Genomic DNA, 20,229 nt, shown 5'->3' on the forward strand with positions numbered 1-20,229 from the left:
GACCGGTCAGCGGCGCGTCGCGAGCAGGGCGTCGACCTCGGCGCGCGTGGGGACCGCCGACGAGGCGCCCGGACGCTGCACCGCGAGGGCCGAGGCGGCGACGCCGCGCCCGATCGCGGCCGCGGCGTCCACCCCCGTGGCGAGGGCGGCCGCCAGCGCGCCACAGAACGTGTCGCCGGCGCCGGTGGTGTCGACCACGGGGACGTCGAACGCGGCGACCCGGTGCGTGGCCTCGCCGGGCCGCGCCCACAGCACCCCGCGGCCACCGAGCGTCACGACGACGGTGCCGAACCACCCGGTCAGCCGCTCGGCCACGGCATCCTCGTGCGGCGGGGCGCCGAGGTCACCGACGGCCTCGTCGGGCGCGAGCAGGGTCAGGACCGCCAGCGCCTCCGACTCGTTGACCACGAGCACGTCGACGAAGGGGACCAGGTCGGCGACGCGTGCCGGCACCGGCGCGGCGTTGAGGACGACGAGCGTGCCGTTCGCGCGCGCCGCGCGCGCCGCCTCGACGAGACCCGCCACCGGCGTCTCGGCCGGCATGAGCAGCACGTCGGCCACGCCCACCTCGCGGGCCTCGGCGGGGGTGATGTCGTCGAGGGCGAGGTTGGCGCCGGACGCCACCACGATCCGGTTCTCGCCGCCCGGCTCGAGGAGGACGAGCGCCAGGCCGGTCGCGCGGGTGCGGTCGAGGCGGAGCATCGGGTGCACGCCCGCGGCGCTCAGCCGATCGGCGAGGAAGCGCCCGTCGCCATCGTCGCCGACCGCGCCGACGAGCGTCACCTGGGCGCCGCCCGTCCGCGCGGCGGCGATCGCCTGGTTGAGCCCCTTGCCGCCGGCCGCCCGCAGCGGCGCGGTCGGAGTCAGCACCGTCTCGCCCGCCGCCGGCACGTGCGCGACGGTGAGCGTGACGTCGAGGTTGGCGCTCCCCAGCACCACGACATGCGCGTCCATCCAGGCCTCCTGCCGCGAGCGTATCGGTGCCGGTCAGCGGCGCGGCGTGAGGGCGAGCATCGGCAGCGCCCCGACGGCGCGGCGCCGGTCCTCGTCCGTGCCGCGGTACTCGAAGCCCGCGAACGCCGACAGGACGCGGTGCAGCAGGGGCCGGAGCACCCCGTAGCGACGTTCGTAGGCAGCCAGGGCGAGGACCGCCTCGTCGGCGGGCACCGCGCGGGCCTGCGCCGGCCGAGGCCCACGCCCGAAGTCCACCCAGGCCGGGCCGCCGGCGCGGACGTTGCGGTACCAGTCGGAGCCTGGCCCGTACCCGGCCAGCACCACGGCCTCGCCGGTGGCGGGCGTGTACCGGACCACCTCGACCACGGCGTGATGGTGGGCGCCCGTGCGCCGGCCGGTGTGCGTCAGCAGCAGGAACCGGTGCCCCGCCAGCCGGCCGAGCCCCACCCGGTACAGCAGCTGCGGGACGGCGTAGACGCGCTTGAGCCACGCGGGCGGCGGGGTCGGCATGGCGCCGATGGTAGGCACGGGCGCGATGCCGACGCGCGGCCTCGCGGGTCGGACGCCTAGAGAAGAGCGGAGACGGTGGGATTTGAACCCACGGTAGGGGTAACCCCCTACACGGCCTTAGCAGGGCCGCGCACTAGGCCACTATGCGACGTCTCCAAGACGGGGGACAGGCTACAGGCGCCAGGCGGCACCGAACAAAACCCTCAGTGCTCGAGCCCCCACTCGCGGTCGGTGAGCATCCGCGCGATCCCCAGGCCGATCGCCAGCGCCGCCACGATGAGCGCCGCGGTGACGCCGTACGACATCGCGTTGGTGATGTCCCCGTTCGACAGGTAGAACACGGCCCGGTAGGCCGGCACGCCGGGCACCATGATCGTCACCGCCGGGACGTAGACCGTGATCCGCGGGATGTTCAGCCGCGGCGCGATCCAGGCGGCCAGCAGCCCGACGAGGCAGGCTGCCGCCGCGGCGGCGGCCTGCGGCGGCCAGTGCAGGCGCTCCACACCGGCGATGCGCAGCACGTTCGGCACCGTGGCGACGAGCGCCGCCACGAGCGCCATCCGCCACGGGCTGTTGAACATCAGCGCGAATCCCAGCACGCCGACGAACGACGCGACCGCCCGGAGCAGCACGAGTGCCACCGTGCCGAGGGCCAGCGGCTGCGGCGGGTCGGGCGACAGCCCGACGATGATCGACACGGCCCACACGGCGAACGCCGCGGAGATGAGGATCATCACGGCGTGCGTCAGGCGCGCGAGGCCTGCGGAGAAGTCGAGCTTCGCGAGGTCGAGCGCGCCCGTGACCAGCGGGAACCCGGGCACGAGGAAGAGCGCCGCCGAGGCGTACCCCGCCTCGTGGACACCGGTGGTCAGGCCCGCCAGGTGCACCAGCTCGACGAAGCCGAGGAACGCCCCGCTGGCCACGGCGGCCGCCACCATCGCGACGCCGAACTGGTTGAACCCGCGGTGCAGCGCCATCCGCCGCAGCCCCTGCCCCAGGAACGCGCCGACGAACGCGCCGAGGATCTCGACCGGGCCGCCGCTGTTGAGGAACGCGAAGGCGGCGCAGGCGATCGCCGCCCACAACGCATTGAGGACCACCGGGTACAGCGGCGCCTTGCGCTCGATCGCGTCGACCTCGTCGTGCACCTGCTCGACGGTCCAGCCGTCCCGGGCCTCGACGCGCTGCGCCAGCCACTCCAGCTCCGCGAGCCGGTCGGTGTTGACGCCGATGTTGCGCACCTCGAGCACCTCGGTGCGGAAGGAGCGGCCGCGGTGGCTCGTCGTCGTGATCTCGGTGAGGGTGACGTGCGCCTCGTGGCGGTCGATGCCGAGCGCCGCGGCCACCCGGGCCATGGAGGCCTTGACCCGGTAGGAGCCGGTGCCCGACGAGAGGGACAGCCGGCCCACCCGCAGCACGACGCCGGAGCGACGGATGAGGTCGAGCTCCTCGTCATCCGGTTGCAGCGGCACGACGACCATGATGACGGTTCGTCGGACGACTCGGCCAGGCCAACGGCCTAGGGCCGCGTGGTCACCGTCCCCGGCGCCCCGGCGGGCCGCAACCACGCCGGCCCGTGGCGCCGCAGCCACAGGTCGCCGAGCACGACGAGCCCCATCACGCCGACCGCGAGGACCACGGAGCCGAGCACGTCGGTCAGCCAGTGGTCGCCGAGGTACAGGCGCGACGCGGCCATGACGCCGATCGCCGGCGCGGCCGCACCCAGGCCGACGAGCGCGCGGCGGACACCGGGGCTGCGCCGCCACCACAGGTAGGCGATCACCAGCGCCAGGGCGGCCGTGCCGATCGTGTGGCCGGACGGGAACGACAGGGTCGTCTCCGCCGGCCCGACGACGTCGACGGCCGGGGGCCGCAGGCGGCCGACGACGTGCTTGAGGACGAGCGCGATCGACTCCGCGGCGCCGAACGCGAACGCGAACAGCAGCGCCTCGTCGAACCGCCGTCGCCAGGCCAGGACCGCAAGCGCCAGCACGGCGACGCCGAGGAGCACCCCGGGGCTTCCCACCGTGCTCAACCCGCGGGCCACGGCCGTCAGCGCGGAGTCCCGGTGCGCGACGAACCAGGTCAGCGTCGGCCGGTCCAGCGTCGCGGCGTCGCCGTTCTCGCCGATCCCGTCCAGCAGCGACCCGACCGCGACGATGCTGGCGAGCGCGACGGCGACCGCCGCGGTGACGGCCGTCCTGGCGGGGGTCGCCGCGGCGCGGGCGCGCGCGAGCATCGAGGTGGTCGCGGCGTTCGTCCCGGCCGTCACGCGGCTCGTCCTTCGGTCGTCACGCGGGCATCCGACCGCAGCAACCTGTGAGCGGCGTGGGTACCCGCGTTGCGCCCGGTGTGGGCATGGTGAAGGTGGGCGGAGGGCAAGGGATTCGAACCCTTGGTTGCTCGCGCAACAACGGTTTTCAAGACCGTCGCCTTCGGCCGCTCAGCCAGCCCTCCCGGTGACCGGACGGTACCAGCCACGGGCACGCCCTTCGGGGTCAGGACACGTTCTCCCACCAGCGGTCGGGCCATCCGGGCGACACGACGGCCAGCCGGTACAGCGCGGCGACGCGCGCCAGGTCGAGCTGGTACGTCGCGACGACCTCGACGTCGGGATCGGCCACCGCCGTGCCGATGTGCAGCGCGACGAACGACGAGAGGGCCGTCGACACGTGCGACGCGGTCTGCAGTGCCTGGTCCGTGAAGCGGAGCACCTCGACGGACTGCTCGACCGCGTGCGCGACCGCCCGCGCCTGCGCACCCCGTGCGAAGGCGATGCCGTGCAGCTCGGTCACGCCGACAGGGTTCGTGACCAGCCGGCGACCGTCCACCCACGCGAGCCACGTGGCGCGGAACGGCGCGTCCGGCAGGTACTGCGACAGCGCCGACCCGTCGACGTACACCGCAGGCACCCCGCGCCCCGCGAAGGGCGACGGGGTCAGGGGCACCGCCCTATCCTCGCCGATCGGCACCGCCGCTCACACGGCCGTCCGGGGGGTCAGCGGGCGGAGGCGGCGCCGGCCCGGAGCCGGGCCATCGCCAGCTGCACCAGCGCGATGAGCGCCTGCTTCGTGGCGGCCCGCGAGCGCGCGTCGGTGTAGAGCACCGGCACGTGGTCCGGGATCGCCAGCGCCGCCCGCACGTCCTCGAGGGAGTGCTTGGCGATGCCGTCGAAGCAGTTGACGCCGACGACGAAGGGGATGCCGCGGCTCTCCATGTAGTCGACGGCCGGGAAGCACTGGTCCAGGCGGTCGGTGTCGACGAGGACGACGGCGCCGATCGCGCCCCGGACCAGGTCGTCCCACATGAAGAGGAACCGGTCCTGACCAGGCGTGCCGAAGAGGTAGAGCCACAGGTGGCCCGGCAGGGCGATGCGGCCGAAGTCCATGGCGACGGTCGTGGTCGTCTTGCGGTCGGACACCAGGCCCGCGTCGTCGATGCCGACCGACTTCTCGGTCATCGCCGCCTCGGTGTTGAGGGGCTCGATGTCGGAGATCGACCCGATGAAGGTCGTCTTGCCCACGGCGAAGCCGCCGGCGACGACGATCTTGACGACGGTGGGGGCCACGGTGCCGGCGCCGGGCTGAGCGGCCATCGGGGCGTCAGAGGGCTGCGATGCCATTGAGAACACTCTCCAACACGCTCAGGGACAGGGCGGGGGACTGACCGGTCTGGACGTCGAGCGGCTGCGACGAGTGCACCCGCACGTACTGCTGGTCCGCGAGGTCGCTCACGAGGACGCGAACGACGCCGAGGGGAAGGTGGAGCAGCGCCGAGAGCTCGGCGATCGAGATGTAGCCGGCGGCGGCGTGGTGCAGGATCGCTCGTCGCTCGGGCGGCAGCCCGGTGCCCGCCACGGCACCCGGCATCAGCTCGACGAGGGCCTCCAGGGGGAGGTCCGCTCGCGAGGACTTCACACGGCCCCCGGTCACGGCGTACGGCCGGACCGTCCTCGCCTCGTACTCGACGTGGTCTGCCATCAAGGGCTCCCGTTCAGCCTTGGGTCAACCTGGTGGCGCCGTCCACCGGCAGCTGGCCACGCATCTCGCTGATCAGCTGGGGCGTCAGGGTCGCTTCGGTCCTGGCCACGAGCATCGCCATCTCGTACCCGATGAGGCCCACGTCGCAGCTGGAGTCTGCCACCACGGCGAGGACCGATCCGTTGGACACACTCATGAGGAAGAGGAAGAGGTTGTCCATCTCGACGATCGCCTGGCGCACCTCCCCCGCCTGCAGCTGACGGGACGCGCCACGGGTCAGGCTCGACATGCCCGAGACGATGGCCGCGAGCTGGTCGCCGCTGGTGCGGTCCAGCTGTTCGGACATGGCCATGAGCAAGCCGTCAGCGGAGACGACGAGCGTGTGGCGCGTGCCGGGCACGGTGCGAACGAAGTTGTCCAGGAGCCACCCGAAGTTGGCGGCTTCGGTGCTGAGCGCGGTCACACTTCCTCCTTCACGACGCAGCAGCGGGGGCAGGCTGCGTCCTTGGCGCGCACCCGACGGGTGCTCGATGCTGCTGACGACGTCATGAGGTCTCCTCGTCGCGCCCGGCGTCGCGGCGACCGCGGGCCGTGCCGGACTGGAAGCTGGCGAGCCGCGAGCGCACCTCGTTGGGGTCGCGCTCGGCGGTCGACTCGACGATGTCCGGGGCCTGCGGCACGGCCGTCGGCACGCGCCGGGTGAGCCGGTCAGAGCCCGCGACGACCTGCGGCCGGTACGCGGAGAGCTGGCTGAGCTCGGACAGGGCCTGCTCCTGGATGTCGGAGCGCAGTGCGAGCATCGCGGCGACCTCGTCGTCCAGCGTGCCGATGCGCGGGCCGGGCGTGTGCTCCGGGGCGCCCGCCGGTGTCGCGGCCGGGCCCGTCGACGACGACGTGCGCGCGGTCGCCCACTCGGGTGCCGACCACGCCGTGCCGGGGCCGGCGGAACCGTTCGGCAGCGTCGTGGCGACCGGCGGGGTCCAGCTGCCCTGTGGCGCCCAGCTCGACGCCACGGCCGGTGCGGCGGGGGCCGCCGGTGCGGGCACGGGCTCGACGGGGGCGGGGGCGGGGGCGGCCGCCACCGGCACGGGCGCCGGTTCGTGCCGCGGGAAGGCCTCGGGCGCCGTCGTGCCGGCCGCGGGGGCCCAGGCGGACGAGCGGACAGGCAGCGCGGGCGCCGGCGCGACGACCGGCACGGGCGGAGTGAGGACGGCCGGCGGCGTCGGAGCCACCGCCGCGGGCGCCGGGACGGCACGCTCCTTGCGGCGTCCGAACCACCCACGCCGGCGCGCGTGACCCTCGTCGCCGCCGCGCACCAGCTCGTGGAACGACTCGGTGGCGACGGTGGGCGCCCACGAAGGGGTCACCGGCAGGTCGGTCGGCTCCGCCTCGTCGAACGGTCCCGGCGGCACGGCGGCTTCGGCCGCGTCAGGCTCGGGGGCAAGCTCGGCCGCGGCGGGCGCGAAGGTCTCAGCGGCGGGCGCGGAGGCGTCGACCGCGAGGTCGGGCACCTCGACGACGGGCGGGAGCTCCGTCGCGGCGCCGTTCGACGCGACGTGGTCCTCCTCGAGCGCCGGGACGCTCCAGGGCTCGGCGTCGGCGTTCCAGTCCGGCCAGGTCGACGACTCGACGAGGTCGTCGCCGGGCTCGGGGAACGCAGCGACGGGGTCCGACCCCGGGAATCCCGCGGGCTCGGGCACCACGGGCAGGGCGCCGGTCGCCCAGGCCTGGGCCTCGTCGAGCGACCGGCCGAAGGGCGCGTAGGGCGCGTCCTCGACGGTGTCGGCGCCCTGTGCGGCGCTCCATCCGGACAGGCCGGAGAACGCGTCGGGCTGGGGCTCGAACGCCGGGGCGTCCGTGACGGGCAGCGCCCACTGCGCGAGGTCCACCTCGGGCGGTGTCCACCGCTCGGCGGTGGCCTCCTCCGTCGCGGCGACCGCCGCGGCCACGGGGACCGACGGCTCGACGTGCTCGGCGGGCGCGGGCTGCTCGGCCGCCAGGGCCTCGGCCCACGGCTCGCTCGCCGCACGGTCGAACAGGGGCGCCTCGGCGGTGGGGGGCTGCGGGGTGAACGACGCCGGGACGAACTCGTCGCGGGCGTGCTCGGTCGCCACGGCCGACGACCAGGTCGGGGCCTCGTCGGTCGCGGCCGGCTGCGCCAGCGGCTCCTCGAGGGTCCAGAAGCTGGCCGCCACCTGACCGGGAGCCCATTCCTCGTCGGGCGCGAGGCCCGGGACGACGAGCGCGGGGGCCTCGGGCTCCGCCGGCTCGGCCGGGGCGGGCACGGGTGCCAGGTCGCTGCGGCCGCGGAACCCGGCGAACATGCCGGCACGTGCCGCGGGGTCGGCGATCGCGGGGGCACGGCCGACGCCGTCGGCGGCGGGGGTGCCCGGTGCCGACGCGGCGGGCTGCCGGCTGGGCAGCTCCGCGCCGGTCGCGGTGCCGGCCCCGTACTGGTCGGGGACGACGAGCGGGGCCCAGTCGCCGCCCGCGGCGCTCAGCTCTGCCGGCAGGACGCTCGCCGTGACGTCGGGCAGGACGATCGAGTCCTCGTCGAACGCGGCACGGACGGGGCGCGCGGGCAGCGCGGCGCGCCGGCGCGGCAGTCCCTGCTCGGTGACGCCCTCCGTCAGGGCGGCGAGGTCGACCTCGGAGACGACCGGCGCCGCGGGCTCCTCCGAGGCGGCGAGGTCGCCGTAGACGCCGAGCGGGGACGCCTCGGTCGACTGGAACAGCGTGGCGGGGAACCGGACCACCGTCTCGGTGCCGGTCCCCCCGCGGGTGTTCTTGCGGAGCCGCACCTCGGCGCCGAGGCGCTGCGCCAGGCGGCCGACGACGAAGAGCCCGAGGCGCTGCGCACCGAGGGCGTCGCCGGCGGACGTCGCGGCGATCTTCTCGTTGGCCGCGGCGAGCTCGTCCTCGGACATGCCCAGGCCCTGGTCGGCGATGCGCACCTCGACGTGCGCCCCCGCGACGGCCGTCGTGACGACCACGGGCGTCTCGGGCTCGGAGAAGACCGTGGCGTTCTCGAGCAGCTCGGCGAGGAGGTGGGCTGCGGGCAGCGCGTTGAACCCCAGCATGTGCGGGTCGGCCTGGAGGTCGAGCTCGACGCGGTCGTACTGCTCGATCTCGGAGGAGGCGGTGCGCACGACGTCGGACAACGGCAGCGCGTCGCGCAGCCGGCGGCCGGAGTCGATGCCGGCGAGGACGAGGAGCGACTCGGCGTTCCGGCGCATCCGGGTGGCGAGGTGGTCCAGCCGGAAGAGGTTGGCCAGCGCCTGCGGGTCCTCCTCCGTGCGCTCCAGGGAGTCGATGAAGGACAGCTGCCGGTTGAGGAGCACCTGGTCGCGGCGCGCGACGTTGACGAACATCTCGGCGATCGAGCCGCGGAGGGCCGCCTGCTCCTGCGCCACCTGGAAGGTCGTCAGGTTGACGGCGTTGAACGCGCCGGCCAGGCGGCCGACCTCGTCGCGGGACGTCACCGGGATCTGCGGCGCCGTCATCTGCGGCCCGTCGCCGGGGCTCTGCACCTGCTCGACCAGGCGCGGCAGCTCCTCGCGGAGGTCCGTGGCCGCTGCCGTCAGGCGTCGCAGCGGGATGACGATCGTCCGAGCGATCACGAGCGCGAGGAAGAAGGACAGGACGACCGCGAGGATCGTGACGCCGCCGGTGAGGAAGGCGCGTTGCTGGGCGGCGCTGATGGCGTCGGAGGTCGTGGCCTGGGCCGCGCTGAGGACGTTGTCCGAGACGTCGGTGAGGCTCGTCCACTGGGCCGTGATCTCGTCCTCGAAGGACTTCGGCGTGACGGAGGACATCTGGAGCGCGTCGCCGGTCCCGATGAGCAGCCGGTCCTTCTGGAACCCGGCGTTCGGGTCGCCGCCGGGCAGCGCCAGGCCGATGCCCAGTCCGGCGACTGAAGCACGCGCCGCCTCGCGGTAGACCTCGGTCTCGTTGGACAGGGCGGTGTACGACTGACCGAGGGCCGCGGTGGGGAAGGCGTTGGCCAGCAGCGCATGCCCGTCGATCTCCTCCTGCACGAGGCCCCGGACGGTGCGGGCGACGTCGGTGTACGCCGAGATGTACGAGGCCACGAGCCGGTTGTCGATCTGGTTCGCCAGGTCGTCGAGCAGCACGACGTGGTCGTCGACGAGGCTGCCGTAGTCGGAGCGCACCAGGGCCGTCTGGTTGGTGTCCTGCTCCTGCCGCGCCTTCGGCAGCAGGTCCGTCAGGTCGCGCCGCACCTGGCCGACGTCGCCGGCGGCGGCTGCGGAGAAGCTGGACAGGTCGATCGCGTTCATCTTCGGGAGGAAGTCCGCGACCGCCGCGTCGGTCGTCGACCGAGCGGCCTTGATCTCGTCCGCCGTGCCGCCGACGAGGGAGAGCGCACGCTCGTTGTTCAGCGCGTTGTTGAGCGCGACGGACGCGGAGGTCGTGGCGACGACGTGGCGCACGTTCTGGGCGGTCTGCAGGTTGCGGACCGACTCCCACGAGATGAACGCACCGGCAAGGAGGACGACGAGCATCGGCACCGCGAGGACCGCAAGAACCTTGGCGCGGATGCCCAGACGTCTCAGCATGTCGTTTCCTTCCTCAGCGCCGCGGGTTGCGGCCTGGGAGACCCCCGTTCGGTCCAATCGGCTCGTGGCCGATGCACCATGAGTCCCCGCGGGGAGTTTGCCACGTACGTCACCCGCACCGGAACGGTCGGCGTCCGGTTCGTCCGGCTCGTCCTGCGGCTTCGCGCCCTAGATTGCTGTGGTGCGCGCGATCGTCGTCACCGCTCCGGGTGAACCCCTGACCCTCGCCGAGGTCCCCGAACCGGAGGCCGGTCGCGCGGACCTGCTCGTCCAGGTGGCCGCCGCGGGCGTCAACCGGGCGGACCTGCTCCAGGCGGCCGGCCTGTACCCGCCCCCGCCGGGGGCGCCGCCGTGGCCCGGCCTCGAGGTCTCCGGCACGGTCGTGTCCGTCGGTGCGGACGTCGCGGGGTGGGCGGTCGGTGACCGCCTCGCCGCGCTGCTGCCCGGGGGCGGGTACGCGCAGCGGGTCGCCGTCCCGGCGGGGCTGGCGCTGCCCGTGGGTGACCGACCGGACCTCGTCGACGCCGCCGCGCTGCCCGAGGCGCTGGCGACGGTGTGGTCGACCCTCGCACGAGCGGGGTTCGAGGCCGGTGACACCGTCCTGGTCCGGGGCGGGTCCGGCGGCATCGGCACCGTCGCGGTGCAGCTCGCGCGGGCCGCCGGTGCCCGCGTGCTGGCCACGGCGGGCGGTCCCGAGCGCTGCGCCCGCGTCGCCGCGCTGGGCGTCGACGTCGTCGTCGACCATCGCGCGCCGGGCCTCGTCGAGGCGGTGCTGGCGGCGACGGACGGGCGCGGAGTCGACATCGTGCTCGACGTCGTCGGTGCCGCGGCGCTGGCGGAGAACCTCACGATGCTCGCCGCCGACGGGCGGCTGGCGATCGTCGGGCTGCAGAAGGGCCGTCGGGGCGAGCTCGACCTGGGTCTCATGATGGACAAGCGCGCCGCCCTCGTCGTGACGGCGCTGCGGTCCAGACCGCTGGCCCAGAAGCTCACGATCATGGCGGACGTCCGCGAGCATGTGTGGCCGATGGTCACCGCCGGGCGCATCCGCCCGGTGGTCCACGCCCGCCTGCCGCTGGCGGCCGCCGCCGAGGCGCACCGTGCGATGGCCGCCGGCGAGGCGTTCGGCAAGATCCTCCTCATCCCGTAGGGGTCCGCGGCGTAACCGGCGGCGCCCGCGACCCGCGGGCGGCAGAATGCCAAGGGTGAGCGACGACGCGACGCAGGGACCGGACGAGCAGGCGACCCCCGAGGTCGCCGACGCAGAGGTCGACGAGCAGGAGGGGGTCGGCTCGCTCGTGGAGCAGCCGGCCAAGGTCATGCGCATCGGCACCATGATCAAGCAGCTGCTCGACGAGGTGCGTTCCGCGCCGCTCGACGAGGCCGCCCGCGCCCGGTTGGCCGCGATCCACGCGCGGTCGCTGCACGAGCTGGAGGACGGGCTGTCCCCCGAGCTCATCGACGAGCTGGAGCGGATCACCCTGCCGTTCACCAGCGACTCGCCGTCCGACGCCGAGCTGCGCATCGCGCAGGCCCAGCTCGTCGGCTGGCTCGAGGGCCTGTTCCACGGCATCCAGACGGCGCTGGTCGCCCAGCAGATGGCGGCCCAGGCCCAGCTGTCGCAGATGCGCCGCGCGCTGCCGCCGGGCGCGCGTCAGGTGGCCCCCGGCACCTTCGTCGTGCCCGCGCCTCAGGGCGCCGAGGACGACGACGAGCGCCGGAGCCCCGGGCAGTACCTCTAGCTCACGACTTGTCGAGGTTGGCGATCTGGTCGGCCTTCGGCGCCTGGATGTCGACCGGCTCGCCCCACCCGCTGAACGTCATCTGCGTCGACGTGCCGAGGGCGTCGTAGGCGACGCGTCGCACCAGACCGTCCGCGTCGATCCAGTAGTGGTAGGTGAGCATCGGCGGCAGCGTCGCGCCGGCCGCCGTCGCCTGCTTCAGGGCGTCGTCCAGGGTCTGGCGGGTCGTGCCGGTCACCTTCGACAGGTCGACGACGACGTCGAACGCCTGCGTGAGCGCCCCGCCGACCTGCTGCGGCTCGCCCACCTTCGTCACCGAGAGGATCGCGCCCTGCAGGTCCTTGGCGCTGCTGGCGGGGTCGACGTCGGTGGGCATGGGGACCCCGGTCGACGGATCGCTGGCGGGGTCGACGGCGACGAACATGCCGCCCGTCACCTCTCCCATGTTCATGTAGAGCACGCCGCCGACCAGGCGCATGTCGATGCCGGTGGTCGAGCCCGGCACCGTCATGGTCATCGCCAGCTCCGGCGTGGCGCCGGCCGTGGCGCGCAGCGCGCCGGTGGCCGTCATGGTGGTGCCCGCGGAGGTGACCGCCATGTCGAACGTGGCGCTCATGGCCGGCAGCGACGCCTGTGCCTTCGTCAGCGCCCCGACGAACGTGTCGGCGGTCAGCTCGATGACCCCGGTCGGTGTCGGCGTGGGCGAGGGTGACGGTGCCGCGCTCGTCGCCGGCGCCTGGCTGGTCGGGACGGCGGCGGGCGGTGCGGAGGTGCCGCACGCGGCCAGCCCGGCCGCGAGCGCGACGACGGACGAACCCAGCAGAAGACGACGCGACCGCATCATGTGGAGCCCCCCGACTCGGGCGCCGGGACGCCGGCGCGCAGCCCGACGACATGGTCGGGCGTAGGCATCGTGGCACGGGGCGGGGGTCCCGTGGGGTCGTTCCCGGGCGATTCCTCAGCCCGGCGGCGCCTCGTCCGGGCGGCCGGTCAGCGCGATGGCGCCGCACACCAGCAGCATCCCGACGACCTCCGCCGCGTTCGGCAGCTGGCGCAGCACCAGCACGCCCACCACCGCCGAGCACACCGGCAGCAGCGCCAGCAGCACCGCGAACGTCGCGGCCCGCACGCGGCGGAGCACCACCTGCTCGATCCCGTACGGGATCACCGACGAGCACACCGCCACGGCGACGACCGCCAGCGCCAGCCGCCAGTCGCCGAGCACGGGCGCCGCGCGCCCGGCGAGGAACGGCGCGAACACGACGCCACCCGTCGCCATGCCCACGGCCAGCCCCGCCAGGCCGCCGCTCTGCCCCGCCACCCGCCGGCCGAGGACGATGTACCCCGCCCACAGCACGGCCGCGGCGAGGATCGCCAGCAGGCCGACCCGGGCCCCGGGCCCCATCCCGAGGCTGACTCCCGCGAGCAGCACGACACCGACCAGTGCGACGCCGATCGACGCGCGGTCGCGCCAGCCGCGGCCGGTGACCGCGGCGACGCTGACCGGCCCGAGGAACTCCACGGCCACCGCGGTGCCCAGCGGCAGGTGCGCGATCGCGATGTAGAAGGAGACGTTCATGCCGGCCAGCACCACGCCGAACAGCGCCGCGGTCGCCAGCCGACGGCCCCGCAGCCGCGCCCGCCACGGGCGCGCCCAGCCGAGCAGGATCACGGCCGCGATGGCGATGCGCAGCCAGGCGATCGTCGTCGGCGGCAGCGTCCCGAACAGCCGGACCGCCACCGCGGCGCCCACGTACTGGGTCAGCCCCGAGAGGACGAACAGCAGCGGGGCGGGCACCGGCCCAGGCTAGCGGCCGGCATCCGCCCCGCCGTTCGTTCGTCGGGCGCTACCCCTTGACGGACCCCGCCAGCAGGCCGCGGACGAAGTAGCGCTGCAGCGCGAGGAACACGATCAGGGGCACGACGATCGTGACGAACCCGGCCGGCGCCAGCAGCTCCGCGTGGGCGCCGTAGTTGCCGACGAGGCTCTGCATGCGGGCTGTGACGGGCTGCATCGTCGGGTCCGAGCCACCGAACACCTTGGCCACCAGGAGGTCGTTCCACACCCAGAGGAACTGGAAGATCGAGAACGAGGCGATCGCCGGCATCGACAGCGGGAGCACGATCGACCGGAAGATCCGCAGGTGGGACGCGCCGTCGATGCGCGCCGCCTCCATGACGGAGTTCGGCAGCTGGGCGATGAAGTTGTGCAGCAGGAACACGGCCAGCGGCAGCGAGAACATCGTGTGCGAGAGCCAGATCTGCGCGAGCGTGCCGTTGATGTGCGGCGACGGCAGGATAGTCACCCCGGCGATCTGCAGGCCGTGCACGTAGTACTGCTGCAGCGGTACGAGGGCCATCTGCAGGGGCACCACCTGCAGCGCGAAGATCCCGAAGAAGATGACGTCGCTGCCCCGGAACGGCAGCCACGCGATCGCGTAGCCGGCCATCGAGGCGATGAAGATCGGGATGATCGTCGCCGGGATGGTGATCGCCAGCGAGTTCACCAGCGGGATGAGCATGCCGCCGCTACCGGTGAGCACCTGGTTGTAGCCGTCGAGGCTGAACGTGGGGTGGACGAAGAACATCCACCAGCCCGTGGTGGCAGCGTCCTGCTTCGACCGGAACGAGTTGATGAACAGCCCGAGCGTCGGGATGGTCCACAGCAGGCCGATGAGCACGGCGAAGAACGAGGCCATCGGCGTGCTGAAGCGGCGGCGGACCGCCTTGACCGCCTCGGCGCCGTGCAGCGGCTTCGCGACGTCGGTCGACGTGGTGACGGTGGTCATCGGATCTCCCGTTCCCGGCGCAGCACGCGGACGTTGTAGAAGACGAGCGGCACGACCGCGATGAAGAGGATCACCGCGAGGGCGCTGCCCCGGCCGACCTGGCTGGTGACGAACATGTCCGAGAACATCCGGCGGGCGAGGATGTCCGTGCTGAAGTTCCCGTTGGTCATGGTGAAGACGATGTCGAACACCTTGAGCGTGGTGATCATCACCGTCGTCAGCACCACGACGAGGGTGCCGCGGATCATCGGGACCTGGATGGTGCGGAAGAGGCGCCACCCGGAGGCGCCGTCCATCCGGGCCGATTCGATGACCTCCTCCGGGATCGCCTTGAGGGCGGCCCCGAGCACCACCATCGAGAAGCCCGCCTGGATCCAGATGAGGATCACCATCATGAGGAAGGTGTTGAGGGGGGCGGTGAGCATCCAGTTCGGCGGGTTGCGCCAGCCGAGGGCGATGACCACCTGGCTCAGCAGGCCGGTCTGCGGCAGCGACGGGTCCTTGTAGTCGTAGACGTACCGCCAGATCACTGACGCGCCGACGAAGGAGATCGCCGTGGGCAGGAACACCATCGTCTTCGCCGCCGACGGGTGCTTCATGCGGTCGACGAGCAGGGCGACGAGGAGCCCGACGCCGACGGACACGACCGGGACGATGAGCAGCCACAGCACCGTGCGAAGGATCGTCTGCTGGGTCGCCGGGTCGGTGAACGCGTAGACGTAGTTCTTCAGCCCGATGTACTTGATCTTCTGCTGACCGAGGAACTGCTGGTTGGTCAGGCTGTTGTTGATGGTCGTGATCGCCGGGATGACTAGGCCCAGCGCGACGAGGAACAGCGCCGGGACGAGGCAGATGATGAGCGCGATCGGCTTCTGCAGCCGACCGGTGGCCCGCCCCGCGACGTAGAACACGATGAAGAGGATGGCGACGAAGCCACCGACGGCCTCGATCACGCCGAGCAGGGTGGTGGCCGCCTGGCCCGCCACGCTCGACGCCATGACGACGTGTGAAGCGGTCACCGCAGACTCCCTTGTCCGTCCACCAACGACCAGAGTTCCACCGGTGTGCTCAACCTAGATGCTCCGGCCCGCGGGACGCATCCCACGGGCCGGAGCACCTCAGGTGTCACTGCACAGGGTGCAGCGGGATTCAGCTGGTCAGCCAGGCCGCGTCGATCGCCTTGGCGACGTCCGCTGCCGACTTGCCGCTGCCGAACCAGTCGACCATGCCGGTCCACTCGGCGCCGGAGCCGACGGCCGCCGGCATGGTGTCCGAGGCGTCGAACCGGAACGTGGCGGTCGGGTCGGCCAGGTACTTCGCGGAGAGCTGGTCGATCGGGTCGGTGTAGAGGGTCTGGTCGACCTTCTCGTTGGCCGACACCCAGCCGGGTGCGACCTTGATACGGCTGTCGGCCCACTCGGGGCTCGACAGGTAGTTCTGCACGGCCTGGACCGCCGGGTCGTCGGAGAACGCGGTCACGAACTCGCCGCCGCCCTCGACGGGGGTCTTGATCGACGGGTCGACGGCCGGCAGCTTGAAGGCGAAGACGTCGCCGTCCGCGGCGACCTTCGTACCCTTGGGCCACTGCGCCTCGTAGAACGACGCCTGCTGGAGCATCCCGCACTGGTTCTGCAGGATCGGCAGGCCGGCGGCCTGGAACGTGGTGGTCGCGATGGACTTGACGTCGCCGACGCCGCCGTTGACCCACGCCGGGTTCTGCAGCCAGTCGGCCACGGTCTTCATCGCGGTCTGGATCTGCGGGTCGGAGAACTTGACCTTGTGGCTGATCCAGTCGTCGTAGACCTGGCCGCCGTAGGTGCCGAGGACGACCTCCTCGAGCCAGTCGGTGGCGGGCCAGCCACTGGCGGTGCCGGACGAGATGCCGCCGCACCACGGCTTGGCCGCGCCGGTCATCTTCGCCGCCATGTCGGAGGAGAGCTTCATCATGTCGGCCCACGTGGTGGGCACGGTGAAGCCGTTGTCCTTGAAGTACTTCGGCGAGTACCACACGAGGGACTTCATGTTGGCGCTCATCGGGGCGGCGTAGAACGTGCCGTCGACCGAGCCGTAGCTCTTCCAGGCGTCGTTCCAGTTCGCCTCGTTGGCCACCGTGCCGGCCGGCGGCTTCTTCACGGCGCCGGTCGCGACCATCTGGGCGAGCAGACCGGGCTGGGGGATGATCGCCAGGTTCGGCGCGTTGCCACCGTTGACCTTGACCGGCAGGTCCGACTCGAACGTGTTCGACCCGGTGTACTGGATGGTGATGCCGGTACAGCGCGTGAAGTCGGCCCAGGACTTGTTCAGGGAGTCCGACTCGGGGCTGAGGATCGACCCGAACATCGTGACGGTCGAGCCGCTGTGCCCCGCGTACGCCGAGTAGGGCGCGCAGTCACCGGTCAGCGCGGCCGGTGTGTTGCCGCCCCCAGCCGAGCTGGTGGGGGTGCCGCCGCCACCACCGCTGCTGCACCCCGCGGCCACCGTGGCGAGAGCTGCCACACCCGCCGCCACTGCTACGAATCGTGCGTTTCGCTTCATGTCCGTCCTTCCGGCCACAACCTCATCGATGCGACAGGGGCCTTGCTTGCAAACGCTTACATGGCGATCCAACTGTGACATCGCGCGCCCCCGGGGCGTCAAGGTTCGGCACGTCACGATTTCGTCACGCCGGGGTCTCGGGGGCGGCCGCGACCTGGGCTCGGCGCGGTCGCCGAAGGCGGGTCTCAGTCAGCCGCCGGCCGCGGCGGCGCGGTGGACGTCCGGACGACGAGCTCGGTCGGGAAGATCACCTGGTCGGGCGCGGGCCTGCCGGTGATCATGGCGAGCAGCAGCTGCGCCGCCGCCGTGCCCTGGGCCTGCACGGGCTGCGCGATGGTCGTTAGCCCGATGAGCTCGCCCAGCTCGTGGCCGTCGATCCCGATGACCGACAGCTCCTCGGGCACCCGAAGCCCGAGGTCCCGGGCGGCGAGCACCACACCCATCGCCATCTCGTCGGACGCCGCGAAGATCGCCGTGAGGTCCGGGTGCGCGCGCAGCAGGGCGGTGCTCGCGGCGCGCGAGGCGTCGACCTGGAAGTCTCCCTGGACCACGACGTGCTCGTCCGGGGCCAGTCCCGCCGCTCGCATGGCCTGGCGCCAGCCCGTGCGGCGGTCCGCGCCGGGGGCCCACTCGCTCATCGCGTCGACGTCGCCCGTGACGTGCCCGATCCGCCGGTGCCCCAGCGCCAGGAGGTGCTCCGTGGCCTCCCGCCCCGCGCGCTTGTCGTCGAGCCGCACCGTGAGGTGCCCCGGCGGGCCCGAGCCGACGAAGATCAGCGGCTGCCCGAGCGCCACGAGGTCGTCGACCTCGCTCGAGCCCATGGGCAGGCCGACGACGAGGATGCCGTCCACACGGCGGCGGAGCACGGACGGGTCCACCCGGCGGCGCTCCCCGCGCGAGACCTCGAACCGGTAGAGCAGCGCGTCGTAGTTGGTCTCGCGCAGCGCGCGCTCCGCGCCGTCGACGACGTTCGCGAAGTACCAGCGGCGCACCCAGGGCGTCAGCAATCCGATGGTCCGCGTCCGCCCGCTGGCGAGCGACGCCGCCGCCGGCGAGCCCACGTAGCCGAGCTCGTGCGCCGCGGCGAGCACCCGCATCCGCGTGGCCTGGGTGACGTTCGGGAGGCCGCGCAGGGCCCTGGAGACGGTCGCGGTGGAGACGCCCGCAGCGCGGGCGACGTCGCCGATGCCGTGCTCCACCACGTTGCGCAGCATGCTCCCTGTAGCCGCGTTTGCACCATCATCGGGCGCACATCGGCCCGGATCCGCAGGTCAGACGAGCAGCGAACGGATGACGGCCACGGCGCCGTCGTCGTCGATGGTGCCCGTCACCTCGTCGGCCGCGGCGCGCACCGGCTCGTCGGCGTGGCCCATCGCCACCCCGCGCGCGGCCCACGTCAGCATCTCGACGTCGTTGCGGCCGTCCCCGATCGCGACCGTCGCGAAGGGCTCGACGCCGAGCTTCTGGCGCAGCTCCTCGAGCGCGGACCCCTTCGAGATCCCCTCCGGCGTCAGGTCGAGCCACGCGCTCCACCCGACGGCGTACGAGACCTCGCGCAGGCCGACGCGGTCGACGAGCTGGTGGAACTCGTCGGGCGTCGCGTGCGGGCTGCGGATCACGACGCGGCTCGCGGGCGCCGCGCACAGCGTCGCGAAGGGCACCACCTGGATCTCGCCGGACAGCTCGCCGTCGGGGAAGGGCGCCGTCACCAGGTAGCCGACGCCGAGGTTCTCGACCGCGTAGAGAGCGCCCGGCAGCTCGCTGACCAGGACCTTGAGTGCGGGTGCCGGGTCGAACGTCACCACCTTGGTCACGTCGTAGCCGGTCGGCTCGTCGGGGTCGAGGCGGGCGACGACCGCGCCGTTGGAGCACACCATCCAGCCGGTGCTCAGGCCGATAGCGTCGGCGGCGTCCTTCGCCGCCCGCAGCGAGCGGCCGGTCGCGAGGACCACGTGCAGGCCGGCCGCCACGACGTCGGCGACGGCCGCGCGCAGCCTGTCGGACACGACCCCGCCGTACGACATCGCGGTCCCGTCGACGTCGAGCGCGAGGAGCCGGGCGCGGGTCATAGCGCGTCCCCCGCGGCGTCGACACCTGCGCGTGACGTCGACGGTCCCGGCTGTCGACGCGGCGCGAGGGTATCGACGCGGACGGTCACGGCTCGAGCACCTCGAGGCCGCCCAGGTAGGGGCGCAGGCCGGAGGGCACGACGACCGAGCCGTCGGCCTGCTGGTGGTTCTCCAGGATCGCGACGATCCACCGCGTGGTCGCCAGGGTGCCGTTGAGCGTGGCGAGCGTGCGGACCTCGCCCTCCGACGTCCGCTCGCGGATGCCCAGGCGGCGGGCCTGGAACGTGGTGCAGTTGGACGTCGACGTCAGCTCGAGCCAGCGACCCTGCGACGGCAGCCACGCCTCGCAGTCGTACTTGCGCGCGGCCGACGAGCCCAGGTCGCCCGCCGCGACGTCGATCACGCGGTAGGGCAGCTCGGTCAGCGCCAGCATCTCCTTCTCGAAGCCGAGGATGCGCCGGTGCTCGTCGGCGGCGTCCTCGACCGTCGTGTAGCTGAACGCCTCGACCTTGTGGAACTGGTGCACGCGGATGATGCCGCGGGTGTCCTTGCCGTACGAGCCGGCCTCGCGGCGGTAGCAGGCGCTCCAGCCGGCGTAGCGGACCGGGCCGGCGGAGACGTCGATGATCTCGCCCGAGTGGTAGCCCGCGAGCGCGACCTCGGACGTGCCGACCAGGTACAGGTCGTCGGCCTCCAGGCGGTAGATCTCGTCGGCGTGCGCGCCGAGGAAGCCGGTGCCCGCCATGATCTCGGGCTTGACGAGCGTCGGGGTGATGACCGGGGTGAAGCCGTGGGCGAGCGCGCGGTCGAGGGCCGCCGTGAGCAGCGCGAGCTCGAGGCGGGCGCCGACGCCGGTCAGGTAGTAGAACCGCGCACCGGAGACCTTGGCGCCGCGCTCGGTGTCGATCGCGCGGAGCAGCTCGCCGAGCTCGAGGTGGTCGCGGACCCGGAAGTCCGGGCCGTACTCGGCGGCGAAGTCGCGCGGCGTGCCGACGTGCTCCAGCACCACGTAGTCGTCCTCGCCACCGGCCGGCACACCGGGCTCGACGACGTTGCCGATGCGGCGGGCGAGC

Annotated in this window: 19 protein-coding genes and 2 tRNA genes (1 of these 21 only partly in view); 2 read left to right on the top strand and 19 right to left on the bottom strand. The window is 73.2% G+C overall.

Annotation, left to right across the window (positions count from 1 at the left end; genetic code table 11):
* Positions 1-6: 6 nt before the first annotated feature.
* The 11 genes from BGO37_RS07610 to BGO37_RS07660 form a co-directional block, all read right to left on the bottom strand.
* Positions 7-954: a ribokinase gene (locus tag BGO37_RS07610; RefSeq protein WP_291753637.1), complete on the bottom strand. Its 948-nt coding sequence runs from the start codon at positions 952-954 to the stop codon at positions 7-9.
* A gap of 33 nt (positions 955-987) precedes the next feature.
* Positions 988-1,464 (bottom strand): nitroreductase family deazaflavin-dependent oxidoreductase, encoded by a 477-nt coding sequence (locus BGO37_RS07615; protein ID WP_291753638.1) that lies wholly within the window; start codon positions 1,462-1,464, stop codon positions 988-990.
* Between the two features lie 67 nt (positions 1,465-1,531).
* A tRNA-Ser gene (locus BGO37_RS07620) sits at positions 1,532-1,620 on the bottom strand.
* Positions 1,621-1,667: 47 nt separating this feature from the next.
* Positions 1,668-2,936 (bottom strand): threonine/serine exporter ThrE family protein, encoded by a 1,269-nt coding sequence (locus BGO37_RS07625; protein ID WP_291753639.1) that lies wholly within the window; start codon positions 2,934-2,936, stop codon positions 1,668-1,670.
* Between the two features lie 47 nt (positions 2,937-2,983).
* Positions 2,984-3,736 carry a phosphatase PAP2 family protein gene (locus tag BGO37_RS07630; protein ID WP_291753640.1) on the bottom strand — a complete coding sequence of 251 codons (753 nt, stop codon included), beginning with the start codon at positions 3,734-3,736 and terminating at the stop codon, positions 2,984-2,986.
* Between the two features lie 100 nt (positions 3,737-3,836).
* Positions 3,837-3,921, bottom strand: a tRNA-Ser gene (locus tag BGO37_RS07635).
* 41 nt (positions 3,922-3,962) lie between these two features.
* On the bottom strand, positions 3,963-4,412 hold the full coding sequence (locus BGO37_RS07640; RefSeq protein WP_291753641.1) for a hypothetical protein: 450 nt from the start codon (positions 4,410-4,412) through the stop codon (positions 3,963-3,965).
* 50 nt (positions 4,413-4,462) lie between these two features.
* The gene (locus BGO37_RS07645; RefSeq protein ID WP_291753642.1) at positions 4,463-5,086 is read right to left on the bottom strand and encodes an ATP/GTP-binding protein; all 624 of its coding nucleotides are present in this window, start codon (positions 5,084-5,086) and stop codon (positions 4,463-4,465) included.
* A complete protein-coding gene (locus tag BGO37_RS07650) occupies positions 5,067-5,444 on the bottom strand; it encodes a DUF742 domain-containing protein (protein WP_291753643.1) in 378 nt (125 codons plus the stop codon). Before BGO37_RS07650 ends, BGO37_RS07645 begins: the two co-directional genes overlap by 20 nt.
* A 13-nt stretch (positions 5,445-5,457) precedes the next feature.
* Positions 5,458-5,907, bottom strand: a complete 450-nt coding sequence (locus tag BGO37_RS07655; protein ID WP_291753644.1) for a roadblock/LC7 domain-containing protein — start codon at positions 5,905-5,907, stop codon at positions 5,458-5,460.
* 82 nt (positions 5,908-5,989) lie between these two features.
* Positions 5,990-10,021: an ATP-binding protein gene (locus tag BGO37_RS07660; protein WP_291753645.1), complete on the bottom strand. Its 4,032-nt coding sequence runs from the start codon at positions 10,019-10,021 to the stop codon at positions 5,990-5,992.
* Between the two features lie 181 nt (positions 10,022-10,202).
* On the opposite strand from BGO37_RS07660, the gene BGO37_RS07665 reads away from it, so the two are divergent.
* On the top strand, positions 10,203-11,171 hold the full coding sequence (locus BGO37_RS07665; RefSeq protein ID WP_291753646.1) for an NAD(P)H-quinone oxidoreductase: 969 nt from the start codon (positions 10,203-10,205) through the stop codon (positions 11,169-11,171).
* Between the two features lie 46 nt (positions 11,172-11,217).
* Positions 11,218-11,763, top strand: a complete 546-nt coding sequence (locus BGO37_RS07670) for a bacterial proteasome activator family protein (RefSeq protein ID WP_291753647.1) — start codon at positions 11,218-11,220, stop codon at positions 11,761-11,763.
* A 1-nt stretch (position 11,764) separates the two neighbouring features.
* On the opposite strand, the gene BGO37_RS07675 is transcribed toward BGO37_RS07670, so the two are convergent.
* The 8 genes from BGO37_RS07675 to serS form a co-directional block, all read right to left on the bottom strand.
* On the bottom strand, positions 11,765-12,607 hold the full coding sequence (locus BGO37_RS07675) for a hypothetical protein (protein ID WP_291753648.1): 843 nt from the start codon (positions 12,605-12,607) through the stop codon (positions 11,765-11,767).
* A 114-nt stretch (positions 12,608-12,721) separates the two neighbouring features.
* A complete protein-coding gene (locus tag BGO37_RS07680; protein ID WP_291753649.1) occupies positions 12,722-13,561 on the bottom strand; it encodes an EamA family transporter in 840 nt (279 codons plus the stop codon).
* A 49-nt stretch (positions 13,562-13,610) separates the two neighbouring features.
* Positions 13,611-14,552 carry a carbohydrate ABC transporter permease gene (locus BGO37_RS07685; protein ID WP_291753650.1) on the bottom strand — a complete coding sequence of 314 codons (942 nt, stop codon included), beginning with the start codon at positions 14,550-14,552 and terminating at the stop codon, positions 13,611-13,613.
* Complete coding sequence (locus BGO37_RS07690; protein ID WP_291753651.1) at positions 14,549-15,571, bottom strand: carbohydrate ABC transporter permease; 1,023 nt, start codon at positions 15,569-15,571, stop codon at positions 14,549-14,551. The genes BGO37_RS07685 and BGO37_RS07690 overlap by 4 nt, the downstream gene beginning before the upstream one ends.
* A 130-nt stretch (positions 15,572-15,701) precedes the next feature.
* A complete protein-coding gene (locus BGO37_RS07695; protein ID WP_291753652.1) occupies positions 15,702-17,087 on the bottom strand; it encodes an ABC transporter substrate-binding protein in 1,386 nt (461 codons plus the stop codon).
* 185 nt (positions 17,088-17,272) lie between these two features.
* Positions 17,273-18,301 (bottom strand): LacI family DNA-binding transcriptional regulator, encoded by a 1,029-nt coding sequence (locus tag BGO37_RS07700; RefSeq protein ID WP_291753653.1) that lies wholly within the window; start codon positions 18,299-18,301, stop codon positions 17,273-17,275.
* Positions 18,302-18,358: 57 nt separating this feature from the next.
* Positions 18,359-19,156: an HAD family hydrolase gene (locus BGO37_RS07705; protein WP_291753654.1), complete on the bottom strand. Its 798-nt coding sequence runs from the start codon at positions 19,154-19,156 to the stop codon at positions 18,359-18,361.
* A gap of 85 nt (positions 19,157-19,241) precedes the next feature.
* Positions 19,242-20,229, bottom strand: the 3' portion of a protein-coding gene (gene serS, locus BGO37_RS07710) for a serine--tRNA ligase (RefSeq protein ID WP_291753655.1). Its footprint extends 290 nt past the window's final position; only the last 988 of its 1,278 coding nucleotides appear in the window; the start codon falls outside the window, past its right edge; it ends in the stop codon at positions 19,242-19,244.

Origin of the sequence: Cellulomonas sp. 73-92 (genome assembly GCF_001898175.1) — a bacterium.
Taxonomy (GTDB): Bacteria; Actinomycetota; Actinomycetes; order Actinomycetales; family Cellulomonadaceae; genus Cellulomonas.